The sequence below is a fragment of the Capnocytophaga ochracea DSM 7271 genome, from assembly GCF_000023285.1.
Lineage (GTDB): Bacteria > Bacteroidota > Bacteroidia > Flavobacteriales > Flavobacteriaceae > Capnocytophaga > Capnocytophaga ochracea.
In genome coordinates this window covers 1,364,787-1,391,205 of the sequence record NC_013162.1, presented here as the reverse complement: position 1 = coordinate 1,391,205, position 26,419 = coordinate 1,364,787, and the positions used below count along the sequence as shown (strand labels likewise).

The 26,419-nt window shown below is 37.8% G+C and carries 39 protein-coding genes and 1 pseudogene; all 40 read right to left on the bottom strand.

The window, feature by feature from the left end; all coding sequences use genetic code 11:
* Nucleotides 1–81 precede the first annotated feature (81 nt).
* Complete coding sequence (locus COCH_RS05920; RefSeq protein ID WP_041546732.1) at nt 82–786, bottom strand: leucine-rich repeat domain-containing protein; 705 nt, start codon at nt 784–786, stop codon at nt 82–84.
* 22 nt (nt 787–808) lie between these two features.
* Nucleotides 809–1,921 (bottom strand): thiol-activated cytolysin family protein, encoded by a 1,113-nt coding sequence (locus tag COCH_RS05915; RefSeq protein ID WP_015782353.1) that lies wholly within the window; start codon nt 1,919–1,921, stop codon nt 809–811.
* 32 nt (nt 1,922–1,953) lie between these two features.
* The gene (locus COCH_RS05910) at nt 1,954–2,754 is read right to left on the bottom strand and encodes a hypothetical protein (RefSeq protein ID WP_015782352.1); all 801 of its coding nucleotides are present in this window, start codon (nt 2,752–2,754) and stop codon (nt 1,954–1,956) included.
* A gap of 174 nt (nt 2,755–2,928) precedes the next feature.
* Nucleotides 2,929–3,087 (bottom strand): annotated as a pseudogene (locus COCH_RS12475) (DNA replication/repair protein RecF); the annotation flags it as partial.
* 193 nt (nt 3,088–3,280) lie between these two features.
* A complete protein-coding gene (locus tag COCH_RS05900; RefSeq protein ID WP_015782351.1) occupies nt 3,281–4,147 on the bottom strand; it encodes a hypothetical protein in 867 nt (288 codons plus the stop codon).
* Between the two features lie 19 nt (nt 4,148–4,166).
* The gene (locus COCH_RS12470; protein ID WP_223375707.1) at nt 4,167–4,481 is read right to left on the bottom strand and encodes a hypothetical protein; all 315 of its coding nucleotides are present in this window, start codon (nt 4,479–4,481) and stop codon (nt 4,167–4,169) included.
* A 264-nt stretch (nt 4,482–4,745) separates the two neighbouring features.
* Entirely contained in the window at nt 4,746–5,051 is a 306-nt protein-coding gene (locus COCH_RS12465; protein WP_015782348.1) for a hypothetical protein, read from the bottom strand.
* A gap of 1,031 nt (nt 5,052–6,082) precedes the next feature.
* A complete protein-coding gene (rplQ, locus tag COCH_RS05890; protein ID WP_015782347.1) occupies nt 6,083–6,568 on the bottom strand; it encodes a 50S ribosomal protein L17 in 486 nt (161 codons plus the stop codon).
* 31 nt (nt 6,569–6,599) lie between these two features.
* Nucleotides 6,600–7,592 (bottom strand): DNA-directed RNA polymerase subunit alpha, encoded by a 993-nt coding sequence (locus COCH_RS05885; RefSeq protein ID WP_015782346.1) that lies wholly within the window; start codon nt 7,590–7,592, stop codon nt 6,600–6,602.
* A gap of 22 nt (nt 7,593–7,614) precedes the next feature.
* A complete protein-coding gene (rpsD, locus tag COCH_RS05880) occupies nt 7,615–8,220 on the bottom strand; it encodes a 30S ribosomal protein S4 (RefSeq protein ID WP_015782345.1) in 606 nt (201 codons plus the stop codon).
* An 84-nt stretch (nt 8,221–8,304) separates the two neighbouring features.
* Entirely contained in the window at nt 8,305–8,706 is a 402-nt protein-coding gene (gene rpsK, locus COCH_RS05875) for a 30S ribosomal protein S11 (protein WP_002679512.1), read from the bottom strand.
* A 13-nt stretch (nt 8,707–8,719) separates the two neighbouring features.
* Complete coding sequence (gene rpsM, locus COCH_RS05870) at nt 8,720–9,094, bottom strand: 30S ribosomal protein S13 (RefSeq protein WP_015782344.1); 375 nt, start codon at nt 9,092–9,094, stop codon at nt 8,720–8,722.
* A 2-nt stretch (nt 9,095–9,096) separates the two neighbouring features.
* A complete protein-coding gene (gene ykgO, locus COCH_RS11480) occupies nt 9,097–9,213 on the bottom strand; it encodes a type B 50S ribosomal protein L36 (RefSeq protein ID WP_002676536.1) in 117 nt (38 codons plus the stop codon).
* 274 nt (nt 9,214–9,487) lie between these two features.
* Nucleotides 9,488–9,703, bottom strand: coding sequence for a translation initiation factor IF-1 (gene infA / locus COCH_RS05865; RefSeq protein ID WP_002675066.1), 216 nt, complete (start codon nt 9,701–9,703; stop codon nt 9,488–9,490).
* Nucleotides 9,704–9,710: 7 nt separating this feature from the next.
* A complete protein-coding gene (secY, locus tag COCH_RS05860) occupies nt 9,711–11,054 on the bottom strand; it encodes a preprotein translocase subunit SecY (protein ID WP_002675064.1) in 1,344 nt (447 codons plus the stop codon).
* A gap of 10 nt (nt 11,055–11,064) precedes the next feature.
* Nucleotides 11,065–11,517: a 50S ribosomal protein L15 gene (gene rplO, locus COCH_RS05855; RefSeq protein ID WP_015782343.1), complete on the bottom strand. Its 453-nt coding sequence runs from the start codon at nt 11,515–11,517 to the stop codon at nt 11,065–11,067.
* Nucleotides 11,518–11,534: 17 nt separating this feature from the next.
* The gene (rpmD, locus tag COCH_RS05850; RefSeq protein WP_002675060.1) at nt 11,535–11,717 is read right to left on the bottom strand and encodes a 50S ribosomal protein L30; all 183 of its coding nucleotides are present in this window, start codon (nt 11,715–11,717) and stop codon (nt 11,535–11,537) included.
* Nucleotides 11,718–11,728: 11 nt separating this feature from the next.
* Complete coding sequence (gene rpsE, locus COCH_RS05845; protein ID WP_002675058.1) at nt 11,729–12,253, bottom strand: 30S ribosomal protein S5; 525 nt, start codon at nt 12,251–12,253, stop codon at nt 11,729–11,731.
* Nucleotides 12,254–12,258: 5 nt separating this feature from the next.
* Nucleotides 12,259–12,615, bottom strand: a complete 357-nt coding sequence (rplR, locus tag COCH_RS05840; protein ID WP_002679484.1) for a 50S ribosomal protein L18 — start codon at nt 12,613–12,615, stop codon at nt 12,259–12,261.
* An 11-nt stretch (nt 12,616–12,626) separates the two neighbouring features.
* Nucleotides 12,627–13,169 carry a 50S ribosomal protein L6 gene (rplF, locus tag COCH_RS05835; protein WP_015782342.1) on the bottom strand — a complete coding sequence of 181 codons (543 nt, stop codon included), beginning with the start codon at nt 13,167–13,169 and terminating at the stop codon, nt 12,627–12,629.
* Between the two features lie 21 nt (nt 13,170–13,190).
* On the bottom strand, nt 13,191–13,589 hold the full coding sequence (gene rpsH, locus COCH_RS05830) for a 30S ribosomal protein S8 (protein ID WP_002675052.1): 399 nt from the start codon (nt 13,587–13,589) through the stop codon (nt 13,191–13,193).
* A 21-nt stretch (nt 13,590–13,610) separates the two neighbouring features.
* Nucleotides 13,611–13,880, bottom strand: a complete 270-nt coding sequence (gene rpsN / locus COCH_RS05825; RefSeq protein WP_002675050.1) for a 30S ribosomal protein S14 — start codon at nt 13,878–13,880, stop codon at nt 13,611–13,613.
* A 4-nt stretch (nt 13,881–13,884) separates the two neighbouring features.
* Nucleotides 13,885–14,436, bottom strand: coding sequence for a 50S ribosomal protein L5 (gene rplE, locus COCH_RS05820; protein WP_002679281.1), 552 nt, complete (start codon nt 14,434–14,436; stop codon nt 13,885–13,887).
* A 1-nt stretch (nt 14,437) separates the two neighbouring features.
* Nucleotides 14,438–14,752, bottom strand: a complete 315-nt coding sequence (gene rplX, locus COCH_RS05815; RefSeq protein ID WP_015782341.1) for a 50S ribosomal protein L24 — start codon at nt 14,750–14,752, stop codon at nt 14,438–14,440.
* A gap of 15 nt (nt 14,753–14,767) precedes the next feature.
* Nucleotides 14,768–15,136, bottom strand: a complete 369-nt coding sequence (rplN, locus tag COCH_RS05810) for a 50S ribosomal protein L14 (protein WP_002675043.1) — start codon at nt 15,134–15,136, stop codon at nt 14,768–14,770.
* A 2-nt stretch (nt 15,137–15,138) separates the two neighbouring features.
* A complete protein-coding gene (gene rpsQ / locus COCH_RS05805; RefSeq protein ID WP_002675041.1) occupies nt 15,139–15,396 on the bottom strand; it encodes a 30S ribosomal protein S17 in 258 nt (85 codons plus the stop codon).
* A 14-nt stretch (nt 15,397–15,410) separates the two neighbouring features.
* On the bottom strand, nt 15,411–15,602 hold the full coding sequence (rpmC, locus tag COCH_RS05800) for a 50S ribosomal protein L29 (protein ID WP_002675028.1): 192 nt from the start codon (nt 15,600–15,602) through the stop codon (nt 15,411–15,413).
* A gap of 10 nt (nt 15,603–15,612) precedes the next feature.
* Nucleotides 15,613–16,032 (bottom strand): 50S ribosomal protein L16, encoded by a 420-nt coding sequence (gene rplP / locus COCH_RS05795; RefSeq protein ID WP_002679503.1) that lies wholly within the window; start codon nt 16,030–16,032, stop codon nt 15,613–15,615.
* Between the two features lie 20 nt (nt 16,033–16,052).
* Nucleotides 16,053–16,793, bottom strand: coding sequence for a 30S ribosomal protein S3 (rpsC, locus tag COCH_RS05790; protein WP_015782340.1), 741 nt, complete (start codon nt 16,791–16,793; stop codon nt 16,053–16,055).
* Between the two features lie 8 nt (nt 16,794–16,801).
* Complete coding sequence (gene rplV / locus COCH_RS05785) at nt 16,802–17,212, bottom strand: 50S ribosomal protein L22 (RefSeq protein ID WP_002675020.1); 411 nt, start codon at nt 17,210–17,212, stop codon at nt 16,802–16,804.
* Nucleotides 17,213–17,220: 8 nt separating this feature from the next.
* Nucleotides 17,221–17,499, bottom strand: coding sequence for a 30S ribosomal protein S19 (gene rpsS, locus COCH_RS05780; RefSeq protein ID WP_002675018.1), 279 nt, complete (start codon nt 17,497–17,499; stop codon nt 17,221–17,223).
* An 11-nt stretch (nt 17,500–17,510) separates the two neighbouring features.
* Nucleotides 17,511–18,338, bottom strand: coding sequence for a 50S ribosomal protein L2 (gene rplB / locus COCH_RS05775; protein ID WP_002675016.1), 828 nt, complete (start codon nt 18,336–18,338; stop codon nt 17,511–17,513).
* Between the two features lie 21 nt (nt 18,339–18,359).
* Nucleotides 18,360–18,647 (bottom strand): 50S ribosomal protein L23, encoded by a 288-nt coding sequence (gene rplW, locus COCH_RS05770; protein WP_015782339.1) that lies wholly within the window; start codon nt 18,645–18,647, stop codon nt 18,360–18,362.
* Between the two features lie 7 nt (nt 18,648–18,654).
* On the bottom strand, nt 18,655–19,284 hold the full coding sequence (gene rplD, locus COCH_RS05765) for a 50S ribosomal protein L4 (RefSeq protein ID WP_015782338.1): 630 nt from the start codon (nt 19,282–19,284) through the stop codon (nt 18,655–18,657).
* Nucleotides 19,284–19,901, bottom strand: a complete 618-nt coding sequence (gene rplC, locus COCH_RS05760; protein ID WP_002675012.1) for a 50S ribosomal protein L3 — start codon at nt 19,899–19,901, stop codon at nt 19,284–19,286. The genes rplD and rplC overlap by 1 nt, the downstream gene beginning before the upstream one ends.
* 174 nt (nt 19,902–20,075) lie before the next feature.
* Nucleotides 20,076–20,387 (bottom strand): 30S ribosomal protein S10, encoded by a 312-nt coding sequence (gene rpsJ, locus COCH_RS05755; protein WP_015782337.1) that lies wholly within the window; start codon nt 20,385–20,387, stop codon nt 20,076–20,078.
* Between the two features lie 12 nt (nt 20,388–20,399).
* Nucleotides 20,400–22,520, bottom strand: a complete 2,121-nt coding sequence (gene fusA / locus COCH_RS05750) for an elongation factor G (protein WP_015782336.1) — start codon at nt 22,518–22,520, stop codon at nt 20,400–20,402.
* A gap of 8 nt (nt 22,521–22,528) precedes the next feature.
* Complete coding sequence (gene rpsG, locus COCH_RS05745) at nt 22,529–23,005, bottom strand: 30S ribosomal protein S7 (RefSeq protein WP_002675008.1); 477 nt, start codon at nt 23,003–23,005, stop codon at nt 22,529–22,531.
* Nucleotides 23,006–23,037: 32 nt separating this feature from the next.
* Nucleotides 23,038–23,445 (bottom strand): 30S ribosomal protein S12, encoded by a 408-nt coding sequence (gene rpsL / locus COCH_RS05740; RefSeq protein WP_002675007.1) that lies wholly within the window; start codon nt 23,443–23,445, stop codon nt 23,038–23,040.
* 440 nt (nt 23,446–23,885) lie between these two features.
* Nucleotides 23,886–26,318 (bottom strand): phenylalanine--tRNA ligase subunit beta, encoded by a 2,433-nt coding sequence (gene pheT / locus COCH_RS05735; RefSeq protein WP_015782335.1) that lies wholly within the window; start codon nt 26,316–26,318, stop codon nt 23,886–23,888.
* Nucleotides 26,319–26,419: the final 101 nt, after the last annotated feature.

Sequence of the window (26,419 nt, the reverse complement as noted above, 5' to 3'; positions counted from 1 at the left end):
ACCAAATTTGTCGATTGGGTAATAAAAAAGAGACAAATAGAATAGTATTCGTCTCTTTTTATATAGTTTTACAAAATTATATTATTCCTCTTCTGAAATGATATTAGTGTAACGCTTAAATCCCTCATCGTTTTTATACACCTCTAATCTCCCTTTAGGTACATAAATATGAGTTATTGAATCAATAGGATTAAAAGGCCATTTAACCTTTGGAGGATTCATTCCTTTAAAGATAGCTGAAGTTAATTTACTACAAGCAAAAAAGGATTCTGTTCCTATATTTTGTACCCCTTTAGGGATTGTAATTGAGATAAGACTTCTGTTACCCCAAAAAGCACTTTCACCAATAGCTTGTAGACTTTCAGGAAATTTAAGAGAAAGGATCTCACAACTATAGAAAGCCCCCTTGTCGATAGAGATAAGCCCTTCTGAAAACTGAACAGAGGTGAGTGATGATGACCCAAAAGCAAATTCTTTTATTACCTGTACACCTGTGGGGATAGTAATACTCGTTATTTTAGTATACCAAAATGCTTCTTTTTCTATACTCTTTAAATTGGTAGGAAGTGTGATACTTACTATATTTTTATGTATATAGAAAGCCTTTTCTCCTATGACTTGCACCTTACTAAGAACAGGATCAGCTTGCATATCTACAGCTGTTGTATTCTCATTTTTCCATTTTACTAAAGTAAGCCCATCAGGACTTAATTCATAATCAGAAGAGGGGATACTATTGCCGTTATCTTTATCCTTACAAGCAAAGAGTAAAAAGGCAGATAATATAAAATATTTCTCATAGCTATTCTTATTTGTAGTTAAAACGTTGTTCTGTAAACATAGTACGTACAGTTACTTCGCGATTGTCTTTTAAAGAACGTACTTTATAACCAATGGGTACAGCTCCTTTTACTAAACTTTCCGAATTAGGCTTTAGTAAAAAGTCTACAAAGCTATCGTAGTCTCTTACTGATTTAGCACTTGATAGAGGCCCTCCTGCAAGTAATATTACTATATTGCTTTTCTTAAAATAGTTCCTCTGTTCTTCAAGACTACTCGCACTTGCCGTTAATCCTACTTTAGCAAGCCCCACACTGATACTTGCTTCTATTTTCTTTGTAACTTCTGAAATACTTTCGTCAGTTTCAACTAATAGAGTAGCTACACGCCCATAATCTACACTACTAATATATACAGGCTCATAATTACCTATGATTTGGATATCTCCCCATTCGTTAGCCGATTTAGGATCAATAGATACATTGTAAAACAGTTGGCGTACTTTTATTAATATATGTTTTTTAGTATTAATATTGAGTTCTTTTTGCTCATAACCAAAACTACCTTTTGCCAATCCTTTAAGCACTTCTACTTTTACGTGAATTCCTAAGGTTTTACAAAAACTTTCTTGAGTTGTTACTTCATTAGAAACATAAGACATATATGATGCAACATTCTTATAGTCTACATTTTCAGCTTTTTGGCTTACCAACTTATTTACTTTTTCTCTTACATCACTGGGAGTAGGAATAGCTGTTGCTTTTACTGTAGCACCTGAGCCTTTTAAGGTTGTTGAGAGCGTAATTTCTTTTGGATTGTTAATTTTCAAATTGGTATACTCTCCTTCTAAAAAGGCTTCCCCATTCAACACACTACCTGGGTAGATCACTTCGAGGTTACTAGCATCTACTATCTGAACAGGATCTAAGGTCTGTTGCACTTTAACGGTTTCAATCACCTCATTCTTGTTGCCTATTAACCTACCTGTTTCCTTAGAGGCTATCACTTGTTCGCCTTGCTCAGGAAACGTTACTGATTTCAAACCAGCAAGCCGATCTGAAAAACTCTCATCTTTATTACAAGATAACACACACATAGCTACTGCTATGAAGCTTACAGATTTTAAATTTAATAATTTCATATTCGTCTATTTTTTAAATTTGTATTCTTTATTTACGGTATAGGTATATTATAATATTCTATACGGTATTCCTCTTCTCCTTCTCTTTTTTGAATAATTGTAATAGAGGTAATAGTTTTTATTGTTGAGGAATAATAACCAACTTTACAAAATTCCTTTACATTAAAATCTCCTGTATATGTCATATCATTATATTTTGACACAAATGTTTGTTTAACAGAAGGATCTGGAGATAGATAAATATCAGTTTCATTTTCTCCATCTTCGATATAAAAACGAACTTCATAAAGTCCTATAAAAATTTGAGTTTTATATACAGTTATCTTTACAACATTAAAATTAAGTGTAGGAAACTTGATATCCTGTACTTTTTGCCCATTCTGCTCTCTTTGCAAAACAAAAGATAATTTAAAAGTTCCAGGCACTAACGGTTTGATATAAAACCTATGCTTCCCTATCTTGTCAAACGTTATAGCGTTTACTCTTACTTTTTCCCCTTTGTCATTGTCCAAATAAACATCGTAATCTATTTGGAAATACTGATGATTCTTCTCTCCTATTCTTGTAGGGGTAAGTATATATTTTGTATTAGCGCTATCTTCATCTTTAATAGTAATATCATAAGGAATGTAATCCCCTACTACTATATTTTTAAGATTTTTGTACAAAATAAGGTCTTCTCCATTTTCTCCTGTAAACCCATCTTTAATAACAGCACTAAAAGTATCACTTGTTATTTTAGGATTTTCTTCTTTTATAACCTTATCTTCATCACTCTTGCTACAGCTAATAAAAGCTATTACTAAGCTCATCATAAATAAATGCTTTTTCATATGATTCGTTATTAAGTTAATAATTTTATTGTAGAATACATTTTACATTCACGAGGCAAAAATACACAAATTTCAATTCCCTACAAAATATCCCGTCATTCTTTTTGTTTTATATATAACAAACATAAAATTTTTTACTGACTCCGCTGCCCATACCAACTTGCATCTTTTATCTATTTGAGTTATCTCATAGATCAATCTGACACTTTTTATCACTGCTTCAGTGCATTGTAAGTCAACATTAGTAGTAAAAAACTGTCCAAAATGTTTTTGAGTTACTAACTGCACTAATTGGGTTACACGAGTGTCATCAAGCTTATCGTCTAAAAGCACTGTGTGGGGGGGGTAATCACTAGTTCTTATTGTAAGATTTTTTTATACAAATTTAGACTTTCTACATTCTCTCCTATAAAACTATCAAGCATCTTAAATCGTAGACATAAATATTGCAAAGGACTAACAGTTTAATCCTACTTTTTATTCTTTTCTTTACGGCAAACACTAATAGTAAGCTCTTGTTATATAATTAATCTATCCACTTATCATTATTTTCAATAGGCACATTGTAATAAGTAACACGAAATTCCTCTTGTCCTTCTTTTTGCTGTACAATAGTAATTGAAGCTGAGTGACACCTATCCCTCTGTTCTTCATCTTTAAAATAAAGCACCTTTCCTTCTTCAAAAGCTCCTTTATACTTAAAACGATTACATCTCACAATAAATGTCTTATTCCACTCCTTGCCAGGAGGAGAAAGGTAAATATCAGTCTCATTTACCCCATCTTCCATTTTGAGTTCATAATATATAGCATAAGGTTTTCTTTCTCCATTAATATTAATAGTCTCAGAAAAAATATAACTTAAAAATCTTTTTAGCTCTATCTTTACTGCATTAAAGTTAAGGGTGGGTAATTCTATTTTTTTGAGTTCTTCTCCGTTTGACATCTTTTTTTGCAAGATAAAAGGCAATTTAAAAGTCCCAGACACAAGAGGTTTAATGTAAAACTTGTAAGTGCCGATTTTATGAAACTCTATATAAGGTTCCGTAACTCTTAGTTTCTCACCATTGGCATTTTCAAGATAAAAATCATAATCCACTCGTGTTTGGTGGTTTTTATCCTCTTTTGTGATAGGAGTCAATACATATTTTACATTTGTATCACTATTATCGGTTTCATCAATAGTGAGTGTATAGGGAATTTCATCCCCTACAACAATATTTCTAAGATTCTTGTAAGGTATTATTTCCTCTCCATAGGCACCTGTAAAACCATCTTTAATTGTAGCTGTAAATTCTATAGGTTGTTGTAGCTGCTCTTCATTAGTACTATCCTTGCTACAAGAGGTGGTAATACAGATTGTTAAACTTATAAAGGCTAAAAACTTTTTCATCTTTTTGTTATTTTTTAAATTAAAAATGTCGTTCAAAATGGTCTTCACTCCTTTTTTCAACAGGAATATTAAGATATTCTATACGAAGCTCCTCCTCTCCTTCTCTTTTTTGAACAATAGTAATAGTGGCAAAGTCATAGAAATTAATATGAAAATCAAAAGTGTATTTCTCCCCCGCTCTTAAATCACCTGAAAAAGTAGGGGTGTTGTTATTATTGTATTTTATGGAAAATGTTTGTGTTGCCTTTTCTTTAGGCGATAAATAAATATCCGTTTCTTCATCACCATCATCTATTTGAAAATAATATAAAAATTTAAAACTTGTTATAGGCATACCCCCCATCTTCAAATTAGTGTGTCTCCTCAACTCATTATATATCAATGTTATCTTTACCACATAAAAATTAATAGTAGGGAAAGTTGTTTGTTCTGTTTTTTGTCCCTCGTGTTTTTTTTAGTAAAATAAAAGGTATTTTAAATGTGCCAGGGACCAATGGTTTAATATAGAAGTTGTACTTTCCTGCTTTACGTAATTCTATATGAGGCCACCCCACTTTCTCTTTTTCTCCTTTGTCGTTTTCAAGGTACATTTCATAGTCTACTTGCAAAGATTGGTGGTTTTTATCACTTGTTTAGTAGGAATAAGCACATAATTCCCTTCAGAAGATCTATCTTTTTCTTTAATTGTAAGAGTATAAGGAATATAATCCCCTACCAATATATTTTTAAGACTTTTGTGCAAGATGAGTTCTTCTCCGTTCTCTCCTGTAAACCCATCTTTAATAGTAGCACTAAAAGTATCACTTATCACTTCAGGCACTTCTTCTTTTATAACCTTGTCTTCACTCTTGCTACAACTAATAGAAGCTATTACTAAGCTCATTATAAATAAATACTTTTTCATATCACATTGTTTTTAAATTACCTATCATAAAGATTCTAAAATCTTATATAAGAATATAATATTCTCCATCACGACACAAAAATACACACTTTTTTTGTTTTCCACCAAATATTTCATCATCTTTTTTTTGTTTTACATATAACACAAACCATTTGCCAACCTTTCTACCTATGCGCTCATACCTAATCTGTTAATTTTCTAATTTCCAAACTTGCTAATTTACTAAATCTCTTTTCCGCCATACTCTTCCCTAGTGCCTATGGCCTAAGGTCTAGCACCTATTTCTCTTTCTTTCGCCTCGAAACCCCTTTTTTAACATTTTTTGCGTTGTTGTATCACAGTATGAATCAACTACTTATATACCCTTTCTATAACAATCGTCCAAGATTCGTATAAGCTTCCCATAAGCTCTCTATAAGCTAACCCCACCCTCCTTACAGCTCATTTTTTACCTTTTACCTAAATCACTTCTTCCGAACTTCTCCGTTTTATTCCGAACCCCTCAACTCTCCAAATTTGCTAATTCAACAGCCTGCGTGGCTCACACTGCCTATGTGGCTCGCACCTTTGGCCAAAGTTAATCGCCCGTAGTGCTACGACCTCTGACAAAGTTGAATTATGTTATTATTGGCATTATTTGGTATTATTGGCTTTTTTTGTATTATCAGTTTTATTCCCTATCTTATACACCATAATTAACGTCAGTTATATATAACACTGATTTACAGTTTTTTTTATTACTATTCCGTAAAATTCCTCAGCTAAAGCTGACAAATCCGTGAAACAATGACATTTTACAAAAGAATCATCAGTGCTAAATCTGTGTAATCCGTGAAATCTGTGCGAGACTTTAAAGTAGCTTGCTACCTATTTGTTCGATTTTTTTAAGATTCGTATGATTTCTGTAGCGTAAGCTACACTTTTATATAAAAGACTAAAAACAGCCTTTAAAAAGAATTTTACACAATAAAAAAAGGGCTTGCCGACGGCAAGCCCTTTTTTATAATTTACGAACCTAATAAACTGCAATATTATTCAGTAGCTTCAGCAGTAGCCTCTGGTTTAACTTCGGCTGTAGCTGGAGTTTCTTCAGCAGTTGCTTTCTTTCTACCACGGCGGGTAGTTTTCTTCTTAGCGGTTTTAGCTACGTTGTAAGTAGTATTGTAATCTACAAACTCAATCATAGCCATTTCAGCGTTATCACCCAAACGGTTTCCTAATTTAATGATACGAGTGTATCCTCCTGGGCGGTCGCCTACCTTTACAGCCACTTCTTTGAAAAGCTCAGTAACAGCATATTTATTGCGCAATTTACTAAAAGCGATACGACGGTTGTGAGTGGTATCTTCTTTAGATTTGGTTACCAAAGGCTCTACAAATAGTTTTAAAGCCTTTGCTTTTGCCAAAGTAGTGTTAATGCGTTTATGCTCAATCAGTGAGCTCGCCATATTAGCAAGCATTGAATTTCTGTGAGCAGTTTTTCTTCCTAAATGATTAATTTTATTTCCGTGTCTCATTTTTCCTTAGTTAAAATATCGCAAGAGCGAGTTAATCTTTATCCAATTTATACTTCGAGGTGTCCATACCAAACACTAAACCTTTATTGACTACCAACTCTTCAAGCTCAATTAATGATTTCTTTCCGAAGTTTCTAAACTTCATCAAATCGGCTTTATTGAAAGATACCAAATCACCTAATGTTTCTACTTCGGCAGCTTTCAAACAATTGAGTGCACGAACGGATAAGTCCATATCCACCAACTTAGTTTTTAGCAACTGGCGCATATGCAATGATTCTTCATCATAAGTATCAGTTTGTGCTATTTCATCAGCCTCTAAAGTAATTCTCTCGTCAGAGAACAGCATAAAGTGATGAATGAGTGTTTTTGCAGCTTCTGTGAGTGCTTGTTTAGGGTGTATAGACCCATCGGTTTTAATTTCAAAGACTAACTTCTCGTAGTCTGTTTTTTGTTCAACACGATAATTTTCAATAGAATATTTCACATTTTTAATAGGGGTAAAAATTGCATCAGTAGCAATTACACCTATCGGCGCATTTGGTTTTGCATTTTCCTCAGCCGAAACATAACCGCGTCCTTTTTCAATAGTAATCTCTATTGTAAAAGAAGCTGAAGAATCCATATTGCAAATCACCAAATCAGTATTTAATACTTGAAAACCTGAAAGAGCTTTTTGAAAATCACCGGCAGTCAATTGTCTTTTACCAGAAACAGTAATAGTTGCTGTTTCGTTTTCTATATCCTCAATCTGGCGTTTAAAACGTATTTGTTTCAAATTGAGAATAATTTCAGTAACATCTTCTCTTACTCCTGATATAGTAGAAAATTCGTGTCCTACTTTATCAAATTTCACAGAAGTGATTGCAAAACCTTCTAACGAAGAAAGCATAACTCTTCGTAATGCGTTACCTATTGTTAAACCATACCCTGGCTCCAAAGGGCGAAACTCAAATCGTCCTTCGAAATCAGATGATTCAATCATTATAACTTTATCTGGTTTTTGGAAGTTGAATAATGCCATAATTTGACTGCTGTCTTTATTATTATTTAGAGTACAACTCTACGATTAACTGTTCTTTAATATTTTCAGGAATCTGAATACGTTGAGGTACTGCTACGAAAGTACCTTCTAATTTTTCAGGGTTCCAAGTGATCCATTCGTATACAGCACTATGAGCTGCCAATGAATTTTCGATCACACTTAAAGATTTTGATTTTTCGCGAACGCCTACTACATCACCTGGTTTAAGAGAGTAAGACGGAATGTTTACAATATTTCCGTTTACAGTGATGTGACGGTGAGATACCAATTGGCGGGCTGCACTACGAGTAGGAGCAATGCCCATACGGTATACTACATTGTCTAAGCGAGATTCGCAAAGTTGAAGAAGTACCTCACCGGTAATACTTTTACTTCTTTTTGCTTTTTCATATAGATTATGGAATTGTTTTTCTAAAATACCATAAGTATATTTAGCTTTTTGTTTTTCTTGTAGCTGGATAGCATATTCAGAGCGTTTTGCTCTACGGCGTGCCAAACCGTGTTGTCCGGGAGGATAGTTTTTTCTTTCAAAAGATTTATCATCTCCGAAGATAGCTTCACCAAATTTACGAGCTATTTTTGTTTTTGGTCCTGTATATCTTGCCATTTTAAATTGTTTAAATGAAAGGTAGTTATGAATTAAGGCATTCCTTCGATAACAACTCACCTTTCTTACTTGTTAGTATTGAAATTAGACTCTACGTTTTTTAGGAGGGCGACATCCGTTGTGAGGTAGTGGAGTAACGTCGATAATTTCGGTTACTTCTATACCTGCATTATGAATAGTACGGATAGCAGATTCTCTACCGTTACCCGGTCCTTTCACGTATACTTTTACTTTTTTAAGACCTGCGTCAAAAGCAACTTTAGCTGCATCTTCTGCGGCTACTTGGGCAGCGTAAGGAGTGTTCTTTTTAGACCCTCTGAAGCCCATTTTCCCTGCTGATGACCAAGCAATTACGTCTCCTTTTTTGTTGGTAAGAGAAATAATAACATTGTTAAAAGTAGCTGAAACGTGTGCTTCGCCTACTGACTCAACCACTACTTTTCTCTTCTTAGAGACTTTTGCATTCTTTGCATTTTGTTTTGCCATACTCTACTACTTATTATTTAGTTGCTTTCTTCTTGTTCGCAACAGTTTTTCTTTTACCTTTTCTTGTACGAGAATTGTTTTTAGTTTTTTGTCCGCGCAAAGGCAATCCGTTACGATGGCGGATACCGCGATAACAACCGATATCCATCAAACGTTTGATGTTCAATTGGATTTCGGAGCGCAATTCTCCTTCAATTTTATAAGACGCAACCACTTCGCGAATACGAGTGATTTCCTCATCATTCCATTCGCTTACTTTTGTGTCTTCGTTTACTTGAGCTCTACTTAAGATTTCTTTAGCTCTACTTTTTCCAATACCAAAAATGTAGGTTAAACCAATAACCCCTCTTTTGTTTTTTGGTAAGTCAATACCTGCAATTCGTGCCATAATTATCCTTGTCGTTGTTTAAATTTAGGATTTTTCTTGTTAATTACGTACAATCGTCCTTTTCTGCGCACAATGATGCACTCTGAACTTCTTTTTTTAATTGATGCTCTAACTTTCATTTCGTTTTGTTTATATCAATATAGTGCGCAAAACTACAATTTTTTTTTGTAATAGCCACATTTTTAGCTCACAAAAATGCAATTATACATTCCGCTCACTCATTTTTAAGCATAAAGAACCATATTCAAGATACTGAATACAAATGCTTTATACTAAAAATACTACAAATAAAAAATTCTTTTTTATGATTATACCTTCTCACAGATACAACTAAAAATTGCTATATCTGTTAGAAATTATCAACCAAAATATTGGAAGAATTCTCTTAATTAACTAATAACGGTAAGTGATACGAGCTTTACTTAGGTCATAAGGACTCATTTCAAGTTTTACTTTATCACCAGGAAGAAGCTTGATGTAGTGCATACGCATTTTTCCTGAGATGTGGGCAATCACTACGTGACCGTTATCCAATTCAACTCTGAACATTGCGTTAGACAAAGCTTCTACAATGGTTCCGTCTTGCTCAATTGCTGCCTGTTTAGCCATATATTAATTAAGATACTTTTCTGTTTTTACCTGTTTTCATCAAACCATCATAATGGCGATTGAGCAGATATGAATTTACTTGTTGCATAGTATCAATAGCAACCCCTACTAAGATGAGTAGTGATGTACCACCGTAGAACAATGCCCATTGGTCTTGCATTCCGATGATTTTGAGCAGAGAAGGAAATATCGCTACCAAGGCTATAAATATAGAACCTGGGAGAGTGATAAGCGACATAATTTTATCTAAATAGTCGCCTGTTTCTTTACCTGGGCGTATGCCTGGGATGAAACCTCCGCTGCGTTTTAGGTCATCAGCCATTTTGTTTGTAGGCACTGTGATTGCAGTATAGAAATACGTAAAGAGTATAATCATAGCTGCAAATAGCAGGTTGTACCAAAATCCAAAGACGTTGGAGAAGGCTGCTTGAACACTTTTTGCAAATTCTGATTGTGATAGTCCGGCTACAGTGGCTGGGATAAACATCAAGGCTTGAGCGAAGATGATAGGCATTACCCCTGCAGCGTTAATTTTTAAAGGAATGTATTGGCGAGCTCCGAAGATGTTTCTCTCGTTAGTAGTTCCTCCATCAGCTGTTCTGCGTGCATACTGTACTGGGATTTGACGTACTGCTTTGATTAGATAAATACAAAGCAGGATGATTACGAACCAGAGGATAATCTCGATAAGAATCAATAGGGGACCTCCGTTACCAGTAAGGCGAGAGGCTGTTTCAGACAAGAATGCGCGAGGCAAGCGGGCGATGATACCTACCATAATGAGAAGGGAAATACCGTTACCTATTCCTTTATCAGTGATTTTCTCACCCAACCACATTGCGAAAATAGTTCCTGTTACTAAGATAAGCACTGCTGGAACAATAAAATTGAGTCCCTTACCTAAAAGGAAGGCAGAATCAGGGACTCCTAATCTATTGATACCGTATAAGTATACAGGTGCTTGTACAATACATATTGCAATAGTAAGCCATCGAGTGATTTGGTTTATCTTTCTTCGTCCGCTTTCACCTTCTTTTTGTAGTTTTTGGAGATAAGGGATAGCGATTCCCATCAACTGAACTACGATAGAAGCTGAGATGTAGGGCATAATCCCGAGTGCGAATACTGAGGCGTTAGAGAAAGCGCCCCCTGTAAAGGCATTGAGGATGTCGAGCAATCCGCCGCCTGATGTTTTTGTTGCTAACTCGTGGAGTTGAGCGGAGTCGATACCAGGGAGGACGATGTGAGCTCCAAAGCGATAAACTAACAAAATTCCGAGAGTTAAAATGATTCTATTTTTTAACTCTTCAATTTTCCAAATATTGGTCAGGTTCTCGATAAACTTCTTCATAAATTGAATATTACAAGGTTACTGCTTCGCCACCAGCAGCTTCGATAGCGGCTTTAGCACTTGCAGTAAACTTATGAACAGATATTTTTAATTTAGATTTTAGTTCTCCACCTCCTAAAATTTTAACCAAGTCGGTTTTTTTAGCGAGGTTTAGTTGAACTAAGGTTTCAAGGTCTACTTTATCAGTAATTTTACCATTATCAACGAGTTCTTGTAGTCTACCCAAGTTGATACCTACATATTCTTTACGGTTAAAGTTTTTGAAACCGAATTTTGGTACGCGTCTTTGGAGGGGCATTTGTCCACCTTCGAAGCCAATCTTATTAGAAAAGCCTGAACGAGATTTAGCTCCTTTGTGACCACGGGTAGCGGTTCCACCTTTACCGGAACCTTGACCGCGGCCTACGCGCTTCCCTTCTCTGTGAATTGAACCCTGTACGGGTTGTAAATTACTCAAGTTCATAACTTTGTACAAAAATATTATTTAACTTCTTCTACAGAAATTAAGTGTTTTACCTTATTTATCATACCAAGGATACTTGGTGTAGCTTCGTGTTCCACGGTTCTACCGATTTTAGTAAGTCCTAAAGCCTCGAGGGTAAGTTTTTGGTCTTTTGGACGTTTGATGCTACTTTTAATTTGTGTTACTCTAAGTTTTGCCATTGCTATAAAAATTAACCTTTAAACAATTTTTCTAAAGAGATGCCACGTTGAGCAGCAACAGTTTTAGCGCTACGCAACTGCAATAAAGCATCGAAAGTAGCTTTTACCACGTTGTGAGGATTAGAAGAACCTTGTGATTTAGAAAGTACGTTATGGATACCTACGGATTCCAATACGGCACGTACAGTACCACCTGCGATTACTCCGGTACCTTCGGTAGCTGGTTGTAAGAAAACACGAGCTCCGCCGTATTTTCCTTTTTGTTCGTGGGGCAAGGTAGTACCGTTAAGAGGGATACGCACTAAGTTTTTCTTAGCGTCTTCTACTGCTTTAGCAATAGCTTCAGAAACCTCTTTAGATTTTCCTAAACCGTGACCAACCACGCCGTTTTCGTCGCCTACTACAACGATAGCAGAGAAACCGAAAGCGCGACCACCTTTAGTTACTTTAGTAACACGTTGTACTCCTACCAAACGGTCTTTCAATTCCAAACCACTTGGTTTTACATATTCTACATTTTTATATTTCTGATACATAGTTATTAGAATTTAAGTCCGCCTTCTCTAGCACCATCGGCTAATGATTTTACACGTCCGTGGTAAAGGTATCCTCCGCGATCGAAGGATACTTTTTCGATACCTTGTTTCAAAGCTTTTTCAGCAATAGCTTTACCGACCAATGCTGCTTTTTCAGTTTTAGTACCTTTGGCGGCACTAATTTCTTTATCACGTGAAGATGCAGCCAACAGAGTAGTACCTTTAGTATCGTCTATGATTTGTACATAGATTTCGTTATTACTTCTGAAAACAGCCAAACGAGGTTGTTCAGCAGTACCTTTTACTACTTTTCTGATTCTGCTTTTAATACGTTGTCTTCTTTCTATTCTTGATAATGCCATTGTTCTAACTATTAAGCTGATTTACCTGCTTTTCTTCTCAACACTTCGCCTACGAATTTGACACCTTTACCTTTGTAAGGTTCAGGTTTGCGGAAGCTACGGATTTTAGCCGCTACTTGCCCGAGTAGTTGTTTGTCGTGAGAAGTTAATTTAATGATAGGGTTTTTACCTTTCTCGTTGATTGTTTCGAGTTTAATTTCTTTTGGCAATTCGAGAATGATGTTGTGAGAGAAACCGAGGGCTAAGTCTAACTTTTGACCTTGGTTAGCTGCACGGTATCCAACCCCTACTAACTCTAATTCTTTAGTGAATCCTTCAGAAACACCTACGACCATATTGTTTACCAAGGCACGGTATAGGCCGTGTTTAGCGTTTTGGTCTTTAGTGGTATCTTTAGTTTCAAACACTAAATGTCCATCTTCTTGCTTTACAGCAATGTCTTTAACCTCTTGGGTTAATTCGCCTAATTTCCCCTTTACGGTTACAACGTTATCTTTGATAGTAACGGTAACGCCTGCGGGAATATTGATGGGTGCTTTACCTATTCTTGACATTGTTTATTGTCTTTTTATTGATTAGTAAACGTAACAAATTACCTCTCCACCGATATTGAGTTCTCTAGCTTTTTTACCTGTCATCACGCCTTGTGATGTAGAGATAATAGCGATACCCAATCCGTTTAATACGCGAGGTAAGTTATCAGCGCCAGCGTACTTTCTCAGACCTGGACGGCTGGCTCTTTCAATATGCCTAATAACAGGCTCTTTGGTCACTTTGTCGTATTTCAAAGCTATTTTGATGGTACCTTGTACGGTAGAGTCATCAAATTTATAGCTAAGGATGAACCCTTGGTCAAAAAGGATTTTAGTAATTTCCTTTTTGAGTTTAGAGGCTGGGATCTCAACAACTCTGTGACCAGCGCTATTAGCATTTCTAATTCTTGTTAAATAATCTGCGATAGGATCTGTATACATAAATTTTGTCCTTTTAAATTATTACCAACTTGCTTTTTTTACACCAGGAATTAATCCTTTGTTTGCCATTTCGCGGAATAACACACGTGAAATTCCAAAGGTACGCATATACCCTTTAGGGCGTCCTGTAAGTTTGCAACGGTTGTGCAGACGGACAGGAGAAGCATTTTTAGGGATTAGCTGAAGTGCTTCATAATCACCAGCTTCTTTTAGAGCTTTGCGTTTAGCAGCGTATTTAGCTACTAACTTTTGACGTTTCACCTCGCGGGCTTTCATTGATTCTTTAGCCATATACTTAGTTCTTTTTAAAAGGTAATCCTAATTCGCTTAATAATGATTTAGCTTCTTTATCAGTGTGAGCTGAAGTAACGAAGGTAATATCCATACCTGCGATCTTGTTGATTTTATCAATGTCGATTTCAGGGAATATAATTTGTTCGGTAACGCCTAAGTTGTAGTTACCTCTACCATCGAAGCCATTTGCTTTCACGCCTTGGAAGTCTCTTACACGAGGAAGAGCTGTAGTGATAAGGCGGTCTAAGAACTCATACATTCTTTCGCCACGAAGGGTAACTTTGGCACCGATAGCCATACCTTTACGGAGTTTGAAAGAAGCTACGTCCTTTTTAGAATAAGTGGCAACAGCTTTCTGACCAGTAATTTTGGTAAGTTCGTCTACAGCATAGTCGATTTGTTTTTTATCGGCTACTGCAGAACCAACACCACGGCTCACAACTATTTTTTCAAGTTTAGGAACCTGCATTACATTTTTATAGCCAAATTCTTCTTTTAGAGCCGCAACGATGCGCTCTTTGTATTCTTGTTTTAATCTAGGTACGTAAGCCATATTATATTACTACATTAGATTTTTTAGAAATTCGCACTTTTTTACCGTCACGTTCTTCGATACCTACACGAGTAGTTTTTTTCGTTTTAGGGTCGATGAGTGCGAGGTTAGAAATGTGAATAGATGCTTCTTTTTCTACGATTCCACCTTGAGGGTTTTGAGCGTTAGGTTTGGTGTGTTTTTTCACCAAGTTTAGCCCCTCAACAATCGCTCTGTTCTTCTCGCGATCTACACGTAATACTTTGCCTTCTTTACCTTTTTCTTCTCCAGCAATTATTTTTACGGTATCTCCAGTTTTAATTTTTAGTTTCATCATTTACTTTATTAAAAATTAAAGCACTTCTGGTGCTAATGAAACGATCTTCATAAATTGTTTATCACGAAGTTCTCTCGCTACGGGTCCGAATACACGGGTACCTCTCATTTCACCAGCTGCGTTCAAGAGAACGCAAGCGTTTTCATCAAATCGGATATAAGAACCATCGGCACGGCGTACTTCTTTTTTAGTTCTTACTACCACCGCTGTAGAAACTTGTCCTTTTTTCACGTTTCCGTTAGGAGTAGCTTCTTTAACGGTAACTACAATCTTATCGCCTACTGAGGCATATCTGCGCTTGGTACCACCGAGTACACGGATAGTAAGCACTTCTTTAGCGCCAGTATTATCGGCTACTTTTAGTCTTGATTCTTGTTGTACCATAATTACTTAGCTCTTTCAATGATTTCTACTAATCTCCAGCATTTGGTTTTGCTCAATGGACGTGTTTCCATTATACGCACAGTATCACCAATGTTGCAATCGTTTTTTTCGTCGTGCGCAACATATTTTTTAGTGCGCAACACGAACTTACCGTACATAGGGTGTTTTACACGTTTCACTTCTGAAACTACGATAGATTTATCCATTTTGTTGCTTGTAACAACCCCTATTCTTTCTTTTCTTAAATTTCTTTTTTCCATAAGGCAGGTTCGAATTATTGTAATTCTCGTTTAGTTAGCTCACAAGCCAATCTCGCGATAGTTCTTCTTACGTTACGTAATTGAATTGGTTTTTCCAATGACGAAATTGCGTGTGCCATTTTCAAATCTGCATACGATTTCTTAAACTCACCAAGCTTTTCTTGTAGCTCAGTTATTGTCAATTTGTTAATTTCAGACTGTTTCATTGTTCTTTAATTAATTTTGATAATCTCTAGCTACAACGAATTTTGTTTTCACAGGTAGCTTTTGAGCTGCGAGGCGTAGCGCTTCTTTAGCTACGTCGAGCGGCACGCCGCCTACCTCAAACATTATTCTTCCTGGTTTTACTACGGCTGCCCAGTATTCTACGGCACCTTTACCTTTACCCATACGTACTTCCAAAGGCTTTTTGGTAATAGGTTTATCTGGGAAGATTTTGATCCAAAGTTGACCTTCACGTTTCATATAACGGGTAGCAGCTACACGAGCTGACTCGATTTGGCGAGAAGTGATGAATGCTGAATCTAACGATTTAATTCCGAAAGTACCATTAGAAAGGAGCGCACCGCGGTGAGCTACACCTTTCATTCTGCCTTTTTGTTGTTTACGATATTTCGTTCTTTTTGGCTGTAACATCTTTCTTGTTCTTTAAAAAATTACTTTTTGCGACGCGCTCTTTTGGGTGCACCAGTAGGCTTGTCAGTTGATTTACCAGAGAAATTTCCACCAGTGGCTTTTTTAGTCATACCTACGAGTGGTGATAGTTCTCTTTTACCATAGATTTCGCCTTTCATAATCCACACTTTGATTCCCATACGACCGTATGTAGTGTGAGCTTCGTCAATAGCGTAATCGATATCAGCTCTAAAGGTTGAAAGAGGGATACGACCTTCTTTAAAGCTTTCGGAACGAGCCATTTCAGCTCCATTCAAACGACCTGAAATCATTACCTTGATACCTTCGGCGTTCATACGCATAGCAGAAGCGATAGCCATTTTGATAGCGCGTTTGTAAGAAACACGACCTTCGATTTGGCGAGCGATGCTTGCAGCTACGAGAGCAGCATCAAGTTCAGGGCGTTTGATTTCAAAAATGTTAATTTGGATGTCTTTACCGGTGATTTTCTTAAGTTCTTCTTTCAACTTGTCTACCTCCTGACCGCCTTTACCGATGATGATACCAGGGCGAGCGGTGGTGATAGTAACGGTTACAAGTTTGAAAGTACGTTCGATAATCACGTGAGCAACACTAGCTTTAGATAAACGAGCGAGAACATATTTTCTGATTTTATCGTCTTCAGCGAGTTTATCTCCGTAATCATTGCCTCCATACCAGTTAGACTCCCATCCTCTGATAATTCCTAGGCGATTTCCGATTGGATTTGTCTTTTGTCCCATAGTTTATCTTAGCTTTCTGTGTTAAAATTTTTAGCTCCAAGCACCAAAGTTATGTGGTTAGAGCGTTTTCTAATTCTGTGTGCTCTTCCTTGTGGAGCTGGGCGTAAGCGTTTAAGAATAGCGCCACCGTCCACGCGGATTTCTTTGATGAATACTCCTGCTTCTTCCAAGTTAGCGTCCTCGTTTTTAGCTTGCCAGTTAGCGATAGCTGAAAGCAACAATTTTTCTAAACGAGCGGCTGCTTCTTTTTGGTTGAATTTCAAAATAGCCAAGGCTTTGTCTACTTGCTGTCCACGTACTAAATCCGCTACTAAGCGCATTTTTCGAGGAGAAGTAGGGCAGTTATTTAACTTCGCGAAAGCCAAGCTTTTTTTAGCTTCTTTAATTTCGTCTGCTCTTAATTTTTTTCTAACTCCCATAGCCTTAATTATTTTTTACCTTTATTTTTTGCACCTGCGTGTCCACGGAAGGAACGAGTAGGTGAAAATTCTCCTAATTTATGTCCCACCATATTTTCAGTGATGTATACAGGGACAAACTGACGACCGTTGTGAACTGCAATAGTTTGGCCAACGAAGTCTGGAGTAATCATAGAAGCGCGTGACCAAGTTTTGATAACGTTTTTCTTACCAGACTGTATATTTTGTTGGATTTTCTTTTCCAAGCTATAGTGAACGTAAGGTCCTTTTTTTAATGAACGTGCCATTTGTTAGTCTCTTATTTTTTTCTGCGTTCTACAATATACTTATTACTTGCTTTGGTTTTAGAACGAGTTCTATAACCTTTCGCTGGGATACCTTTACGTGAGCGTGGGTGACCACCGGTAGCACGACCTTCACCACCACCCATTGGGTGATCGACAGGGTTCATAACTACTGCACGGGTACGAGGACGGCGTCCTAACCAGCGTGAGCGACCTGCTTTACCTGAAAGTACCAATTGGTGATCAGAGTTTGATACGGCTCCTATGGTTGCGAGGCAAGTGAGGAGGATCATACGAGTTTCACCTGAAGGTAGCTTTACAGTAGCATACTTACCATCTTTTGCCATTAGTTGAGCAAAAGTTCCTGCAGAACGAGCGATGTTAGCTCCTTGTCCAGGGCGCAATTCAATACAAGAAATTACAGTACCGAGAGGGATTTGAGAGAGCGGCATTGCGTTACCGATTTCAGGGGCGATGTTTTCTTGACCTGAAACGATTACTTGATCTACTTTCAAACCAGCGGGAGCGATGATGTAACGCTTTTCACCGTCGGTATATTGAACGAGAGCAATAAACGCTGTTCTGTTTGGGTCGTACTCGATAGAAACTACTTTGGCGTCTACGCCGAATTTGTTTCGTTTGAAGTCGATGATACGGTACTTTTTCTTATGACCACCACCAATGTAACGCATGGTCATTTTTCCTTGATTGTTTCTACCACCGGTCTTTTTCAACGGAACGAGCAAGCTCTTTTCCGGCTTATCAGTAGTAATGGTGTCGAATTCGTTTACTACTCTAAAACGCTGACCAGGGGTAATCGGTTTTAATTTTCTAACTGACATTTTTGTCTATTTGTTAAATACTTATATATTACTATAAAAATCTATAGTTCCATCTTCTACTTGCACTACTGCTTTTTTCACAGCGTTGGTTTTAGCCATTTGCAAGCCTGTTTTTGTATAACGAGTAGATCGTTTAGGGCCGTAGTTAAGGGTACGTAGGGATTTCACTTTAACGCCATAAGTAGCTTCAACTTCATTTTTGATTTGAATCTTGTTAGCGTCCTTAGCTACTACGAATGTATAGCAGTTTCTCAACTCGCTATTTTCGTTTGCTTTTTCTGTATTTACAGGTTTAATTAATACGCTCATTTTCTTCTTATTTTGTTAAAATTGACTCTAAAACTGCTACTGAGCTCTCAGTAAGTACTACATTTGAAGCGTTCACTAATTGATAAGTGTTTAATTCTGAAGCAGTTACTACGCTTGAAGTAGGTACATTACGAGAGGACAAATATACGTTATTATTTGTATTTGGCAACACAAAAAGTGATTTTTTATTTTCTAAGCCCAAAGATTTTACAACTGCGGTGAAATCTTTAGTTTTTGGAGCGTCGAAATTCAAATCTTCAACTACAACGAGGGCTTGGTTTTGCACTTTAGCGCTGAGGGCAGAACGGCGAGCCAAGCGTTTTACGTTTTTAGTAAGTTTTTGTGTATAGTCTTTAGGACGAGGACCGAATATGCGTCCACCACCCACAAATACAGGAGATTTTACGCTACCTGCACGAGCTGTACCAGTACCTTTTTGTTTTTTGATTTTGCGAGTACTTCCAGCAACTTCGTTTCTTTCTTTAGCCTTGTGAGTACCTTGACGTTTGTTAGCTAAATAGCGTTTAACATCTAAGTATACTACGTGATTGTTAGGCTCAATACCGAACACAGCATCAGAAAGGGTTACCTTTCTACCTGTTTCTTTTCCTTGTATGTTTAATACTGCTACTTCCATTATTTGTGAATAGTTACGTAAGCATTTTTGTGACCTGGAATACAACCTTTTACGACTAAAAGATTTTTCTCAGCAACCACTTTCAATACTTTCAAGTTTTGTACTGTTACCTTTTCAGCTCCCATACGTCCAGCCATACGCATACCTTTGAATACGCGAGAAGGGTAAGACGAAGCACCTACTGAACCTGGTGCCCTGAGGCGGTTGTGCTGACCGTGAGTAGTTTGACCTACTCCGCCAAAACCGTGGCGACGTACCACCCCTTGGAAACCTTTACCTTTAGAAACGCCTGTGATATCCACAAACTCTCCTTCGGTGAAGAAATCTACGGTGATAGTATCACCTAATTTGTAATTGTCTTCAAAACCTTGGAATTCAACAACTTTTTTCTTTACAGAAGTACCTGCTTTTTTGAAGTGACCAAGCTCTGCTTTGGTAGCACGTTTTTCTGCTTTGTCATCGAAACCAAGTTGAAGAGCATCATAGCCATCAACCTCTTTGGTTCTGACTTGGGTAACTACGCAAGGACCTGCTTCGATGATGGTACAAGGAATATTTTTTCCGTTCTCATCAAAAATACTGGTCATTCCTACTTTTTTTCCGATTAACCCAGACATAAAATTAAATATTTGTTATTAAGTTATTACTTGTTTTTAGGTGTTAGGAGTAAAACCTATTCCCTAAGGTGTAGAAATATTTCAGGGTCAAAAAATGCCCGAGGCTTTTTAACCCTGAATCATTTTTATCCGTTTTTCCCTAACCCACAGTTTCGGGACATTTTAGTAAAGTTATCAAACTTTGATTTCTACTTCTACACCACTTGGCAATTCCAATTTCATCAAAGCATCAATAGTTTTTGATGAAGAGCTATAGATATCTAAAAGACGCTTATGAGAGCTCAATTGGAACTGTTCACGTGCTTTTTTATTTACGTGAGGTGAGCGCAACACAGTAAAGATTTTCTTGTGTATAGGTAATGGAATAGGACCTGTAACTACTGCACCTGTTGCTTTTACTGTTTTTACGATTTTCTCAGCAGATTTATCTACCAAGTTATGGTCGTAAGATTTTAACTTTATTCTTATTTTTTGTTGATTACCCATTTTTTCAATAAATTAGTTGCCTCTGGCATTTTTAATTACTTCGTCTGCAATGTTTGAAGGAGTTTCAGCATAATGAGAGAACTCCATTGTAGAAGTAGCACGACCTGATGAAAGAGTGCGAAGCGCTGTTACATAACCGAACATTTCAGATAGTGGAACAAATGCTTTAATTACTTTGGCACCGTTACGGTCGTCCATATTGTTTACTTGACCACGACGGCGGTTCAAGTCTCCTACGATATCACCCATATTTTCCTCTGGAGTAATAACTTCCAATTTCATAATAGGCTCCATCAATACAGCTTTTGCAGCACGAGCAGCTTCTTTGTACCCCAATTTGGCTGCCAACTCGAATGACAATGAGTCTGAATCGACAGGGTGGAATGAACCATCGATAAGAACAATCTTCATCGCATCCATTTCGAATCCTGCCAAAGGTCCATTTTTCATTGCTTCTTTGAAACCTTTTTCAACTGATGGGATATACTCTTTAGGAATGTTACCACCTTTGATTTCGTTTACGAACTCAAGACCTACTTTGCCTTCTTCGGCTGGTTCCATACGGAATACGATGTCGGCAAATTTACCACGTCCACCTGTTTGCTTTTTGTAAACTTCGCGGTGGTCAGCTTTAGCAGTGATAGCCTCTTTATACTCTACTTGAGGTTGTCCTTGGTTTACTTCTACTTTGAACTCACGTTTGAGACGGTCTACAATGATATCCAAGTGTAACTCACCCATACCAGAAATGATAGTTTGCCCAGAGGCTTGGTCCGTTTTTACTTGGAAGGTTGGGTCTTCTTCAGCGAGTTTAGCTAAAGCCATACCTAATTTATCAACGTCGGCTTTTGTTTTAGGCTCTACAGCGATACCGATTACTGGATCAGGGAATACCATACTTTCGAGTACGATAGGATATTTCTCATCGCAAAGGGTATCACCCGTTTTGATATCTTTAAAACCTACTGCAGCCCCTATATCACCAGCTTCAATATATTCGATAGGGTTTTGTTTATTAGCGTGCATCTGGTAGATACGAGAGATACGCTCTTTGTTGTTTGAACGAGTGTTCAACACATAAGAACCTGCATCGAGGTGACCAGAATAAGCGCGGAAGAATGCTAAACGACCTACGTAAGGGTCAGTAGCAATCTTGAATGCCAAGGCTGCAAAAGGAGCGTCAACGGCTGGCTTGCGGAGTGCAGGCTCACCTGTTTCAGGATTAGTACCCTCAATAGCTTCTTTATCAAGCGGTGATGGCAAATAACGACATACCGCATCAAGCATAAATTGTACCCCTTTATTTTTAAATGATGAACCGCATACCATAGGAATGATAGCCATATCCATTACTGCTGCGCGCAATGCCTTATGGATTTCGTCTTCAGTAATTGAGCTTTCATCTTCCATAAATTTCTCAAGTAATCCTTCGTCATAGCCCGCTACTTCTTCAATTAATTGAGCGCGATATTTGGCTACATCCTCTTTCATATCAGCAGGAATTTCTACTATATCGAAAGTAGAACCTGAGTTTTCTTCGTGCCATACGATGGCGCGATTTTTAATCAAATCTACAACGCCTTTAAAGTCAGCCTCGTCACCGATAGGCAATACGATAGGCACAGCGTTAGATTTTAGCATATCCTTTACCTGGTTGCAAACGTTGAGGAAGTTAGCTCCTTGACGGTCCATTTTGTTTACAAACCCAATACGAGGTACTTTGTAGTTATCAGCCAAACGCCAGTTGGTTTCCGATTGAGGTTCTACCCCATCAACGGCAGAGAAAAGGAATACTAAGCCGTCGAGTACACGTAAGGAACGGTTTACCTCAACGGTAAAATCGACGTGACCTGGGGTATCGATAATGTTGAAGTGATACTCTTTAGCATCGGCGGTAGGTTTACCATTTTCGGTAGGAAAGTTCCATTTACAAGTTGTCGCTGCTGATTGGATAGTGATACCGCGTTCAGCTTCTTGTTCCATCCAGTCCATAGTAGAAGCACCATCGTGTACTTCACCGATTTTGTGCGTTTTACCAGTATAGAAAAGGATACGTTCAGTAGTTGTAGTTTTACCGGCATCGATATGCGCGGCAATACCTATGTTTCTTGTATATTTTAAATCTCTACTCATCGTGTTAATTAAAATCTAAAGTGTGAGAATGCTTTGTTAGCTTCAGCCATACGGTGCGTATCCATTTTTTTCTTCACAGCAGCACCTTCTTCTTTAGAGGCAGCGATAATTTCGGCAGCCAATTTCTGAGCCATTGATTTCTCATTGCGTTTACGAGCGAAACCGATGAGCCATTTCATCGCCATAGACACTTTACGGTCTGGGCGGATTTGCATAGGAATTTGGAAGGTAGCACCACCCACGCGACGTGAACGCACCTCAACGTGAGGCATCACATTGCTAAGAGCGTCTTTCCAAACATCTAATGCCGACTTTTCGTCGTTATTCTTCTTTTGTTCTACGATATCAATTGCGTCGTAGAATACTTTAAAAGCCACTGACTTTTTACCGTCCCACATAAGGTTATTCACGAAACGCGTAACCAATTGGTCGTTAAACTTAGGGTCTGGTAAAAGGGGGCGTTTTTTAGCCTGTCTTTTTCTCATTTCTTTTCAGTTAAAAGATTTTGTGTGTTAAATTACTTTTTCTTTTTGTCGGCGGGAGCTGCTTGTCCTGGTTTAGGGCGTTTTGCACCGTATTTAGAACGGCGTTGCGTTCTACCTGCTACACCAGCCGTATCGAGAGCACCACGAACAATGTGGTATCTAACACCTGGTAAATCTTTTACCCTTCCGCCTCGTACCAATACTATCGAGTGTTCTTGGAGGTTGTGACCTTCACCAGGTATGTAAGCGTTCACCTCATTGCCATTAGTCAAGCGAACACGAGCTACTTTACGCATAGCTGAGTTCGGCTTTTTAGGCGTTGTGGTGTACACACGTGTACATACACCTCGGCGTTGTGGGCACGAATCCAAAGCAACCGATTTACTCTTCTTGGTAATTCTGGTCCTTCCTTTTCGTACTAATTGTGAAATTGTTGGCATAATTTACAATACTATATATTTGTTTATTTGTTTACTTGTTGTTAGTCCTTAGAGATTAGTCCATAGGACTTAGAGGTTTGGACTTAATTATCCAAAGCGGGTGCAAAAGTACAACTATTTTTTAAAACTGCAAAAGTCTCTGATAGAATAAGAGGTGAGAAATGAGAGATAAGAGATAAGAGATAGGAGGTAAGAAACAAGAGGTATAGACACTATATTATCGTTGATTACCAATATTTTAATGAGATTTAGTTTTAGAAATTAGTGTAACATAAGTAGTTATGAAAAAGTTGTGATTTGTTACAAATATCACAAAATAATTCTAATTTTGTTCTATAACAATAGTCTTAATTTGAGAACTAAACACTATTAAGGAGCATAACAAAATAAGACTAAGGAGCATAACAAAATAAGACGGCTTTTTTACGCCGTCTTATTTTTTACTCTCTTAATGCTGCGCCAAATTGCTTTTCAAAAGCATCTTGGAGGTGTTGCATCGTTTTGTCGATTTGTTTATCGGTAAGAGTTTTATTGTTGTCTTGAAGTACAAAACTGAGGGCATAGCTCTTCTTGCCTTCGGGTAGTTTGTCGCCTTGGTACACATCAAAAAGATTTACGTGTTTTAAGAGGTTTTTCTCGGTAGCATATGCCTTTTCGTAAAGGTCGGCAAAGGTTACTTTCTCATCGAGCAAAAGAGCTAAGTCACGACGTACTTCGGGGTATTTAGAGATTTCCTTATATACCACTTTATGGTCTTGTACTTGTTCTAAAATTACTTCCCAATGCAAATCAGCTACAAGCACCTCTTGTTTGATATCGAAATCTTTAAGCACTTTGCTTTTTACTACTCCTATCGTTCCTAAAAGGGTCTCCCCTATTTGCCAACGGAATCCTTCACTACTCAACGTGTCGTTAGCTTCTAAAGGTAAAATAGTGATTTCCTTCAAGCCGAGACGTTCGAAGAGAGATTCCACTACTCCTTTGAGCTCAAAGAAAGAGGTTTTTTGAGCGGGAGCGCCCCAATACTCAGGTTGGGTATTACCTGTGAGATATAACACCAAATGCTTGTTTTCAGTATAATTGCCATCGATATAGTGATAGTTCTTGCCAAACTCGAACAATTTCAAATCGGAGCGTTTGCGGTTGTTATTATAAGCAATCACTTCTAAGCCTGAAAACACTAGATTTTTACGCATATAGCCCAAATCGCTACTCAAAGGATTGAGGAGTTTTACTGCTTGCTCTGGATTTTCGGCATAAGTAGTAATCTCTTTTTCTGACACAAGACTGTTGGTCATTATCTCAAAGAAGCCTTTCGCTACCAACTGGTCGGCTACCACATTTTGTATATTGTGGTCGTCGTATTTGTTAGAATGCGCCATTGTAGCATTTAGCTTTTCAGAGAAAATGACATTGTTGTAGCCATAGATACGAAGGATTTCCTCTATTACATCGGCTTCACGCTGTACATCTACGCGGTACGAAGGGACTGACAAACCTAACCCACGTTCGGTAAACGAATTTACTTTGATATCTAAAGAGTGTAAGATAGCCTTAATCGTATCGCGTGAAATCTTCTGACCAATAAGTTTATCTATTTTCTCAAAAGTAAGAAACACCTGAAAATCTTCTTGCTTTTTAGGATAAAAATCTATCACATCTGATGATATAACCCCTCCTGCAATATTTTCAATCAGTACTGCGGCATACATTAGGGCGTATTTACAATCTTCTATATTAATACCGCGCTCAAAGCGATAAGAAGCATCGGTATTGATGCCGTGACGTTTGGCTGTTTTGCGCACCGATACAGCATCGAAATAAGCACTTTCTAAAAATACATTGCGAGTAAAATGAGTGATACCTGAGTTTTCACCGCCTAATACCCCTGCTATACAGAGAGGTTTTTCGGCATCACAAATCATAATGTCTTCAGCGTTGAGGGTGCGTTCTACTCCGTCGAGGGTTTTAAACTTTGTGCCTTCATCGGCATTCTTTACAATCACCTTGCGACCAATAATATGGTCGGCATCAAAAGCGTGAATCGGTTGTCCCATTCCGTGCAGTACGTAGTTTGTAGCATCTACTACGTTGTTCTTAGGAGTAATGCCTATGGCTTTGAGTTTGTTTTGTAACCATTCAGGCGATTCGTCTACGCGTACATTACTAATGGTAACACCGGTATAGCGAGGTACGAGTTTTTTGTTCTGTACCTCTATATCCATTTTAAGTGAACGGTTATCGACGTGGAATTTTGTAATAGAAGGAGTGATGAGCTCTAATGAAATACCTTTTTGCATCAAGCCTGCACGTAAGTCGCGTGCTACACCGTAGTGGCTCATTGCATCGGCGCGGTTAGGAGTCAGTCCTATTTCGAATACCTCGTCGGTTTCTACCTCAAACACCTTACTGGCAGGGGTACCTACTTCCCATTTACTGTCGAGCACCATAATGCCATCGTGACTTTCGCCTAAGCCGAGTTCGTCTTCAGCACAAATCATACCGTAACTCTCTTCGCCACGAATTTTACCTTTCTTAATTTCGAAAGGCTTACCTGCTTTGTCGTAGAGTACTGTGCCAATAGTGGCTACAAGCACTTTCTGCCCTTGTGCTACATTAGGAGCTCCACAAACGATTTGCAAAGGAGCTTCGCCCCCTACATCTACTTTGGTGATTTTAAGTTTATCGGCGTTAGGGTGTTTTTCGCATTCGAGTACGTGACCTACCACTACCCCTTTGAGCCCACCTTTTACGCTTTCGAAGTGTTCAATCCCTTCTACTTCTAAGCCTAAATCAGTAAGGATGACCGCTGTATCTTCAGCAGGCATTTCTAACTTCAAATATTGTTTTAACCAGTTATATGATATTTTCATAGTTGTTTTTTTTCAATCTTCAATCAAGCGTTACTACACTTTGGCAGAGTGTATACGGCAAAAAATTATTACAGAGTGCAAAATTAGCAATTTTAGCAATA

Excerpts from the sequence above, each read along its gene's own strand:
- COCH_RS05915 (WP_015782353.1), bottom strand. The coding sequence starts at position 1,921 with ATGAAATTATTAAATTTAAAATCTGTAAGCTTCATAGCAGTAGCTATG.
- COCH_RS05910 (WP_015782352.1), bottom strand. The coding sequence starts at position 2,754 with ATGAAAAAGCATTTATTTATGATGAGCTTAGTAATAGCTTTTATTAGC.
- COCH_RS05900 (WP_015782351.1), bottom strand. The coding sequence starts at position 4,147 with ATGAAAAAGTTTTTAGCCTTTATAAGTTTAACAATCTGTATTACCACC.
- COCH_RS12470 (WP_223375707.1), bottom strand. The coding sequence starts at position 4,481 with ATGCCTATAACAAGTTTTAAATTTTTATATTATTTTCAAATAGATGAT.
- COCH_RS12465 (WP_015782348.1), bottom strand. The coding sequence starts at position 5,051 with ATGAAAAAGTATTTATTTATAATGAGCTTAGTAATAGCTTCTATTAGT.
- rplQ (WP_015782347.1), bottom strand. The coding sequence starts at position 6,568 with ATGAGACACGGAAATAAAATTAATCATTTAGGAAGAAAAACTGCTCAC.
- COCH_RS05885 (WP_015782346.1), bottom strand. The coding sequence starts at position 7,592 with ATGGCATTATTCAACTTCCAAAAACCAGATAAAGTTATAATGATTGAA.
- rpsD (WP_015782345.1), bottom strand. The coding sequence starts at position 8,220 with ATGGCAAGATATACAGGACCAAAAACAAAAATAGCTCGTAAATTTGGT.
- rpsK (WP_002679512.1), bottom strand. The coding sequence starts at position 8,706 with ATGGCAAAACAAAATGCAAAGAATGCAAAAGTCTCTAAGAAGAGAAAA.
- rpsM (WP_015782344.1), bottom strand. The coding sequence starts at position 9,094 with ATGGCACGAATTGCAGGTATTGACTTACCAAAAAACAAAAGAGGGGTT.
- ykgO (WP_002676536.1), bottom strand. The coding sequence starts at position 9,213 with ATGAAAGTTAGAGCATCAATTAAAAAAAGAAGTTCAGAGTGCATCATT.
- infA (WP_002675066.1), bottom strand. The coding sequence starts at position 9,703 with ATGGCTAAACAGGCAGCAATTGAGCAAGACGGAACCATTGTAGAAGCT.
- secY (WP_002675064.1), bottom strand. The coding sequence starts at position 11,054 with ATGAAGAAGTTTATCGAGAACCTGACCAATATTTGGAAAATTGAAGAG.
- rplO (WP_015782343.1), bottom strand. The coding sequence starts at position 11,517 with ATGAACTTGAGTAATTTACAACCCGTACAGGGTTCAATTCACAGAGAA.
- rpmD (WP_002675060.1), bottom strand. The coding sequence starts at position 11,717 with ATGGCAAAACTTAGAGTAACACAAATTAAAAGTAGCATCAAACGTCCA.
- rpsE (WP_002675058.1), bottom strand. The coding sequence starts at position 12,253 with ATGTATCAGAAATATAAAAATGTAGAATATGTAAAACCAAGTGGTTTG.
- rplR (WP_002679484.1), bottom strand. The coding sequence starts at position 12,615 with ATGGCATTATCAAGAATAGAAAGAAGACAACGTATTAAAAGCAGAATC.
- rplF (WP_015782342.1), bottom strand. The coding sequence starts at position 13,169 with ATGTCAAGAATAGGTAAAGCACCCATCAATATTCCCGCAGGCGTTACC.
- rpsH (WP_002675052.1), bottom strand. The coding sequence starts at position 13,589 with ATGTATACAGATCCTATCGCAGATTATTTAACAAGAATTAGAAATGCT.
- rpsN (WP_002675050.1), bottom strand. The coding sequence starts at position 13,880 with ATGGCTAAAGAATCAATGAAAGCCCGCGAGGTGAAACGTCAAAAGTTA.
- rplE (WP_002679281.1), bottom strand. The coding sequence starts at position 14,436 with ATGGCTTACGTACCTAGATTAAAACAAGAATACAAAGAGCGCATCGTT.
- rplX (WP_015782341.1), bottom strand. The coding sequence starts at position 14,752 with ATGATGAAACTAAAAATTAAAACTGGAGATACCGTAAAAATAATTGCT.
- rplN (WP_002675043.1), bottom strand. The coding sequence starts at position 15,136 with ATGGTACAACAAGAATCAAGACTAAAAGTAGCCGATAATACTGGCGCT.
- rpsQ (WP_002675041.1), bottom strand. The coding sequence starts at position 15,396 with ATGGAAAAAAGAAATTTAAGAAAAGAAAGAATAGGGGTTGTTACAAGC.
- rpmC (WP_002675028.1), bottom strand. The coding sequence starts at position 15,602 with ATGAAACAGTCTGAAATTAACAAATTGACAATAACTGAGCTACAAGAA.
- rplP (WP_002679503.1), bottom strand. The coding sequence starts at position 16,032 with ATGTTACAGCCAAAAAGAACGAAATATCGTAAACAACAAAAAGGCAGA.
- rpsC (WP_015782340.1), bottom strand. The coding sequence starts at position 16,793 with ATGGGACAAAAGACAAATCCAATCGGAAATCGCCTAGGAATTATCAGA.
- rplV (WP_002675020.1), bottom strand. The coding sequence starts at position 17,212 with ATGGGAGTTAGAAAAAAATTAAGAGCAGACGAAATTAAAGAAGCTAAA.
- rpsS (WP_002675018.1), bottom strand. The coding sequence starts at position 17,499 with ATGGCACGTTCATTAAAAAAAGGACCTTACGTTCACTATAGCTTGGAA.
- rplB (WP_002675016.1), bottom strand. The coding sequence starts at position 18,338 with ATGTCAGTTAGAAAATTAAAACCGATTACCCCTGGTCAGCGTTTTAGA.
- rplW (WP_015782339.1), bottom strand. The coding sequence starts at position 18,647 with ATGAGCGTATTAATTAAACCTGTAAATACAGAAAAAGCAAACGAAAAT.
- rplD (WP_015782338.1), bottom strand. The coding sequence starts at position 19,284 with ATGGAAGTAGCAGTATTAAACATACAAGGAAAAGAAACAGGTAGAAAG.
- rplC (WP_002675012.1), bottom strand. The coding sequence starts at position 19,901 with ATGTCTGGGTTAATCGGAAAAAAAGTAGGAATGACCAGTATTTTTGAT.
- rpsJ (WP_015782337.1), bottom strand. The coding sequence starts at position 20,387 with ATGGGTAATCAACAAAAAATAAGAATAAAGTTAAAATCTTACGACCAT.
- fusA (WP_015782336.1), bottom strand. The coding sequence starts at position 22,520 with ATGAGTAGAGATTTAAAATATACAAGAAACATAGGTATTGCCGCGCAT.
- rpsG (WP_002675008.1), bottom strand. The coding sequence starts at position 23,005 with ATGAGAAAAAGACAGGCTAAAAAACGCCCCCTTTTACCAGACCCTAAG.
- rpsL (WP_002675007.1), bottom strand. The coding sequence starts at position 23,445 with ATGCCAACAATTTCACAATTAGTACGAAAAGGAAGGACCAGAATTACC.
- pheT (WP_015782335.1), bottom strand. The coding sequence starts at position 26,318 with ATGAAAATATCATATAACTGGTTAAAACAATATTTGAAGTTAGAAATG.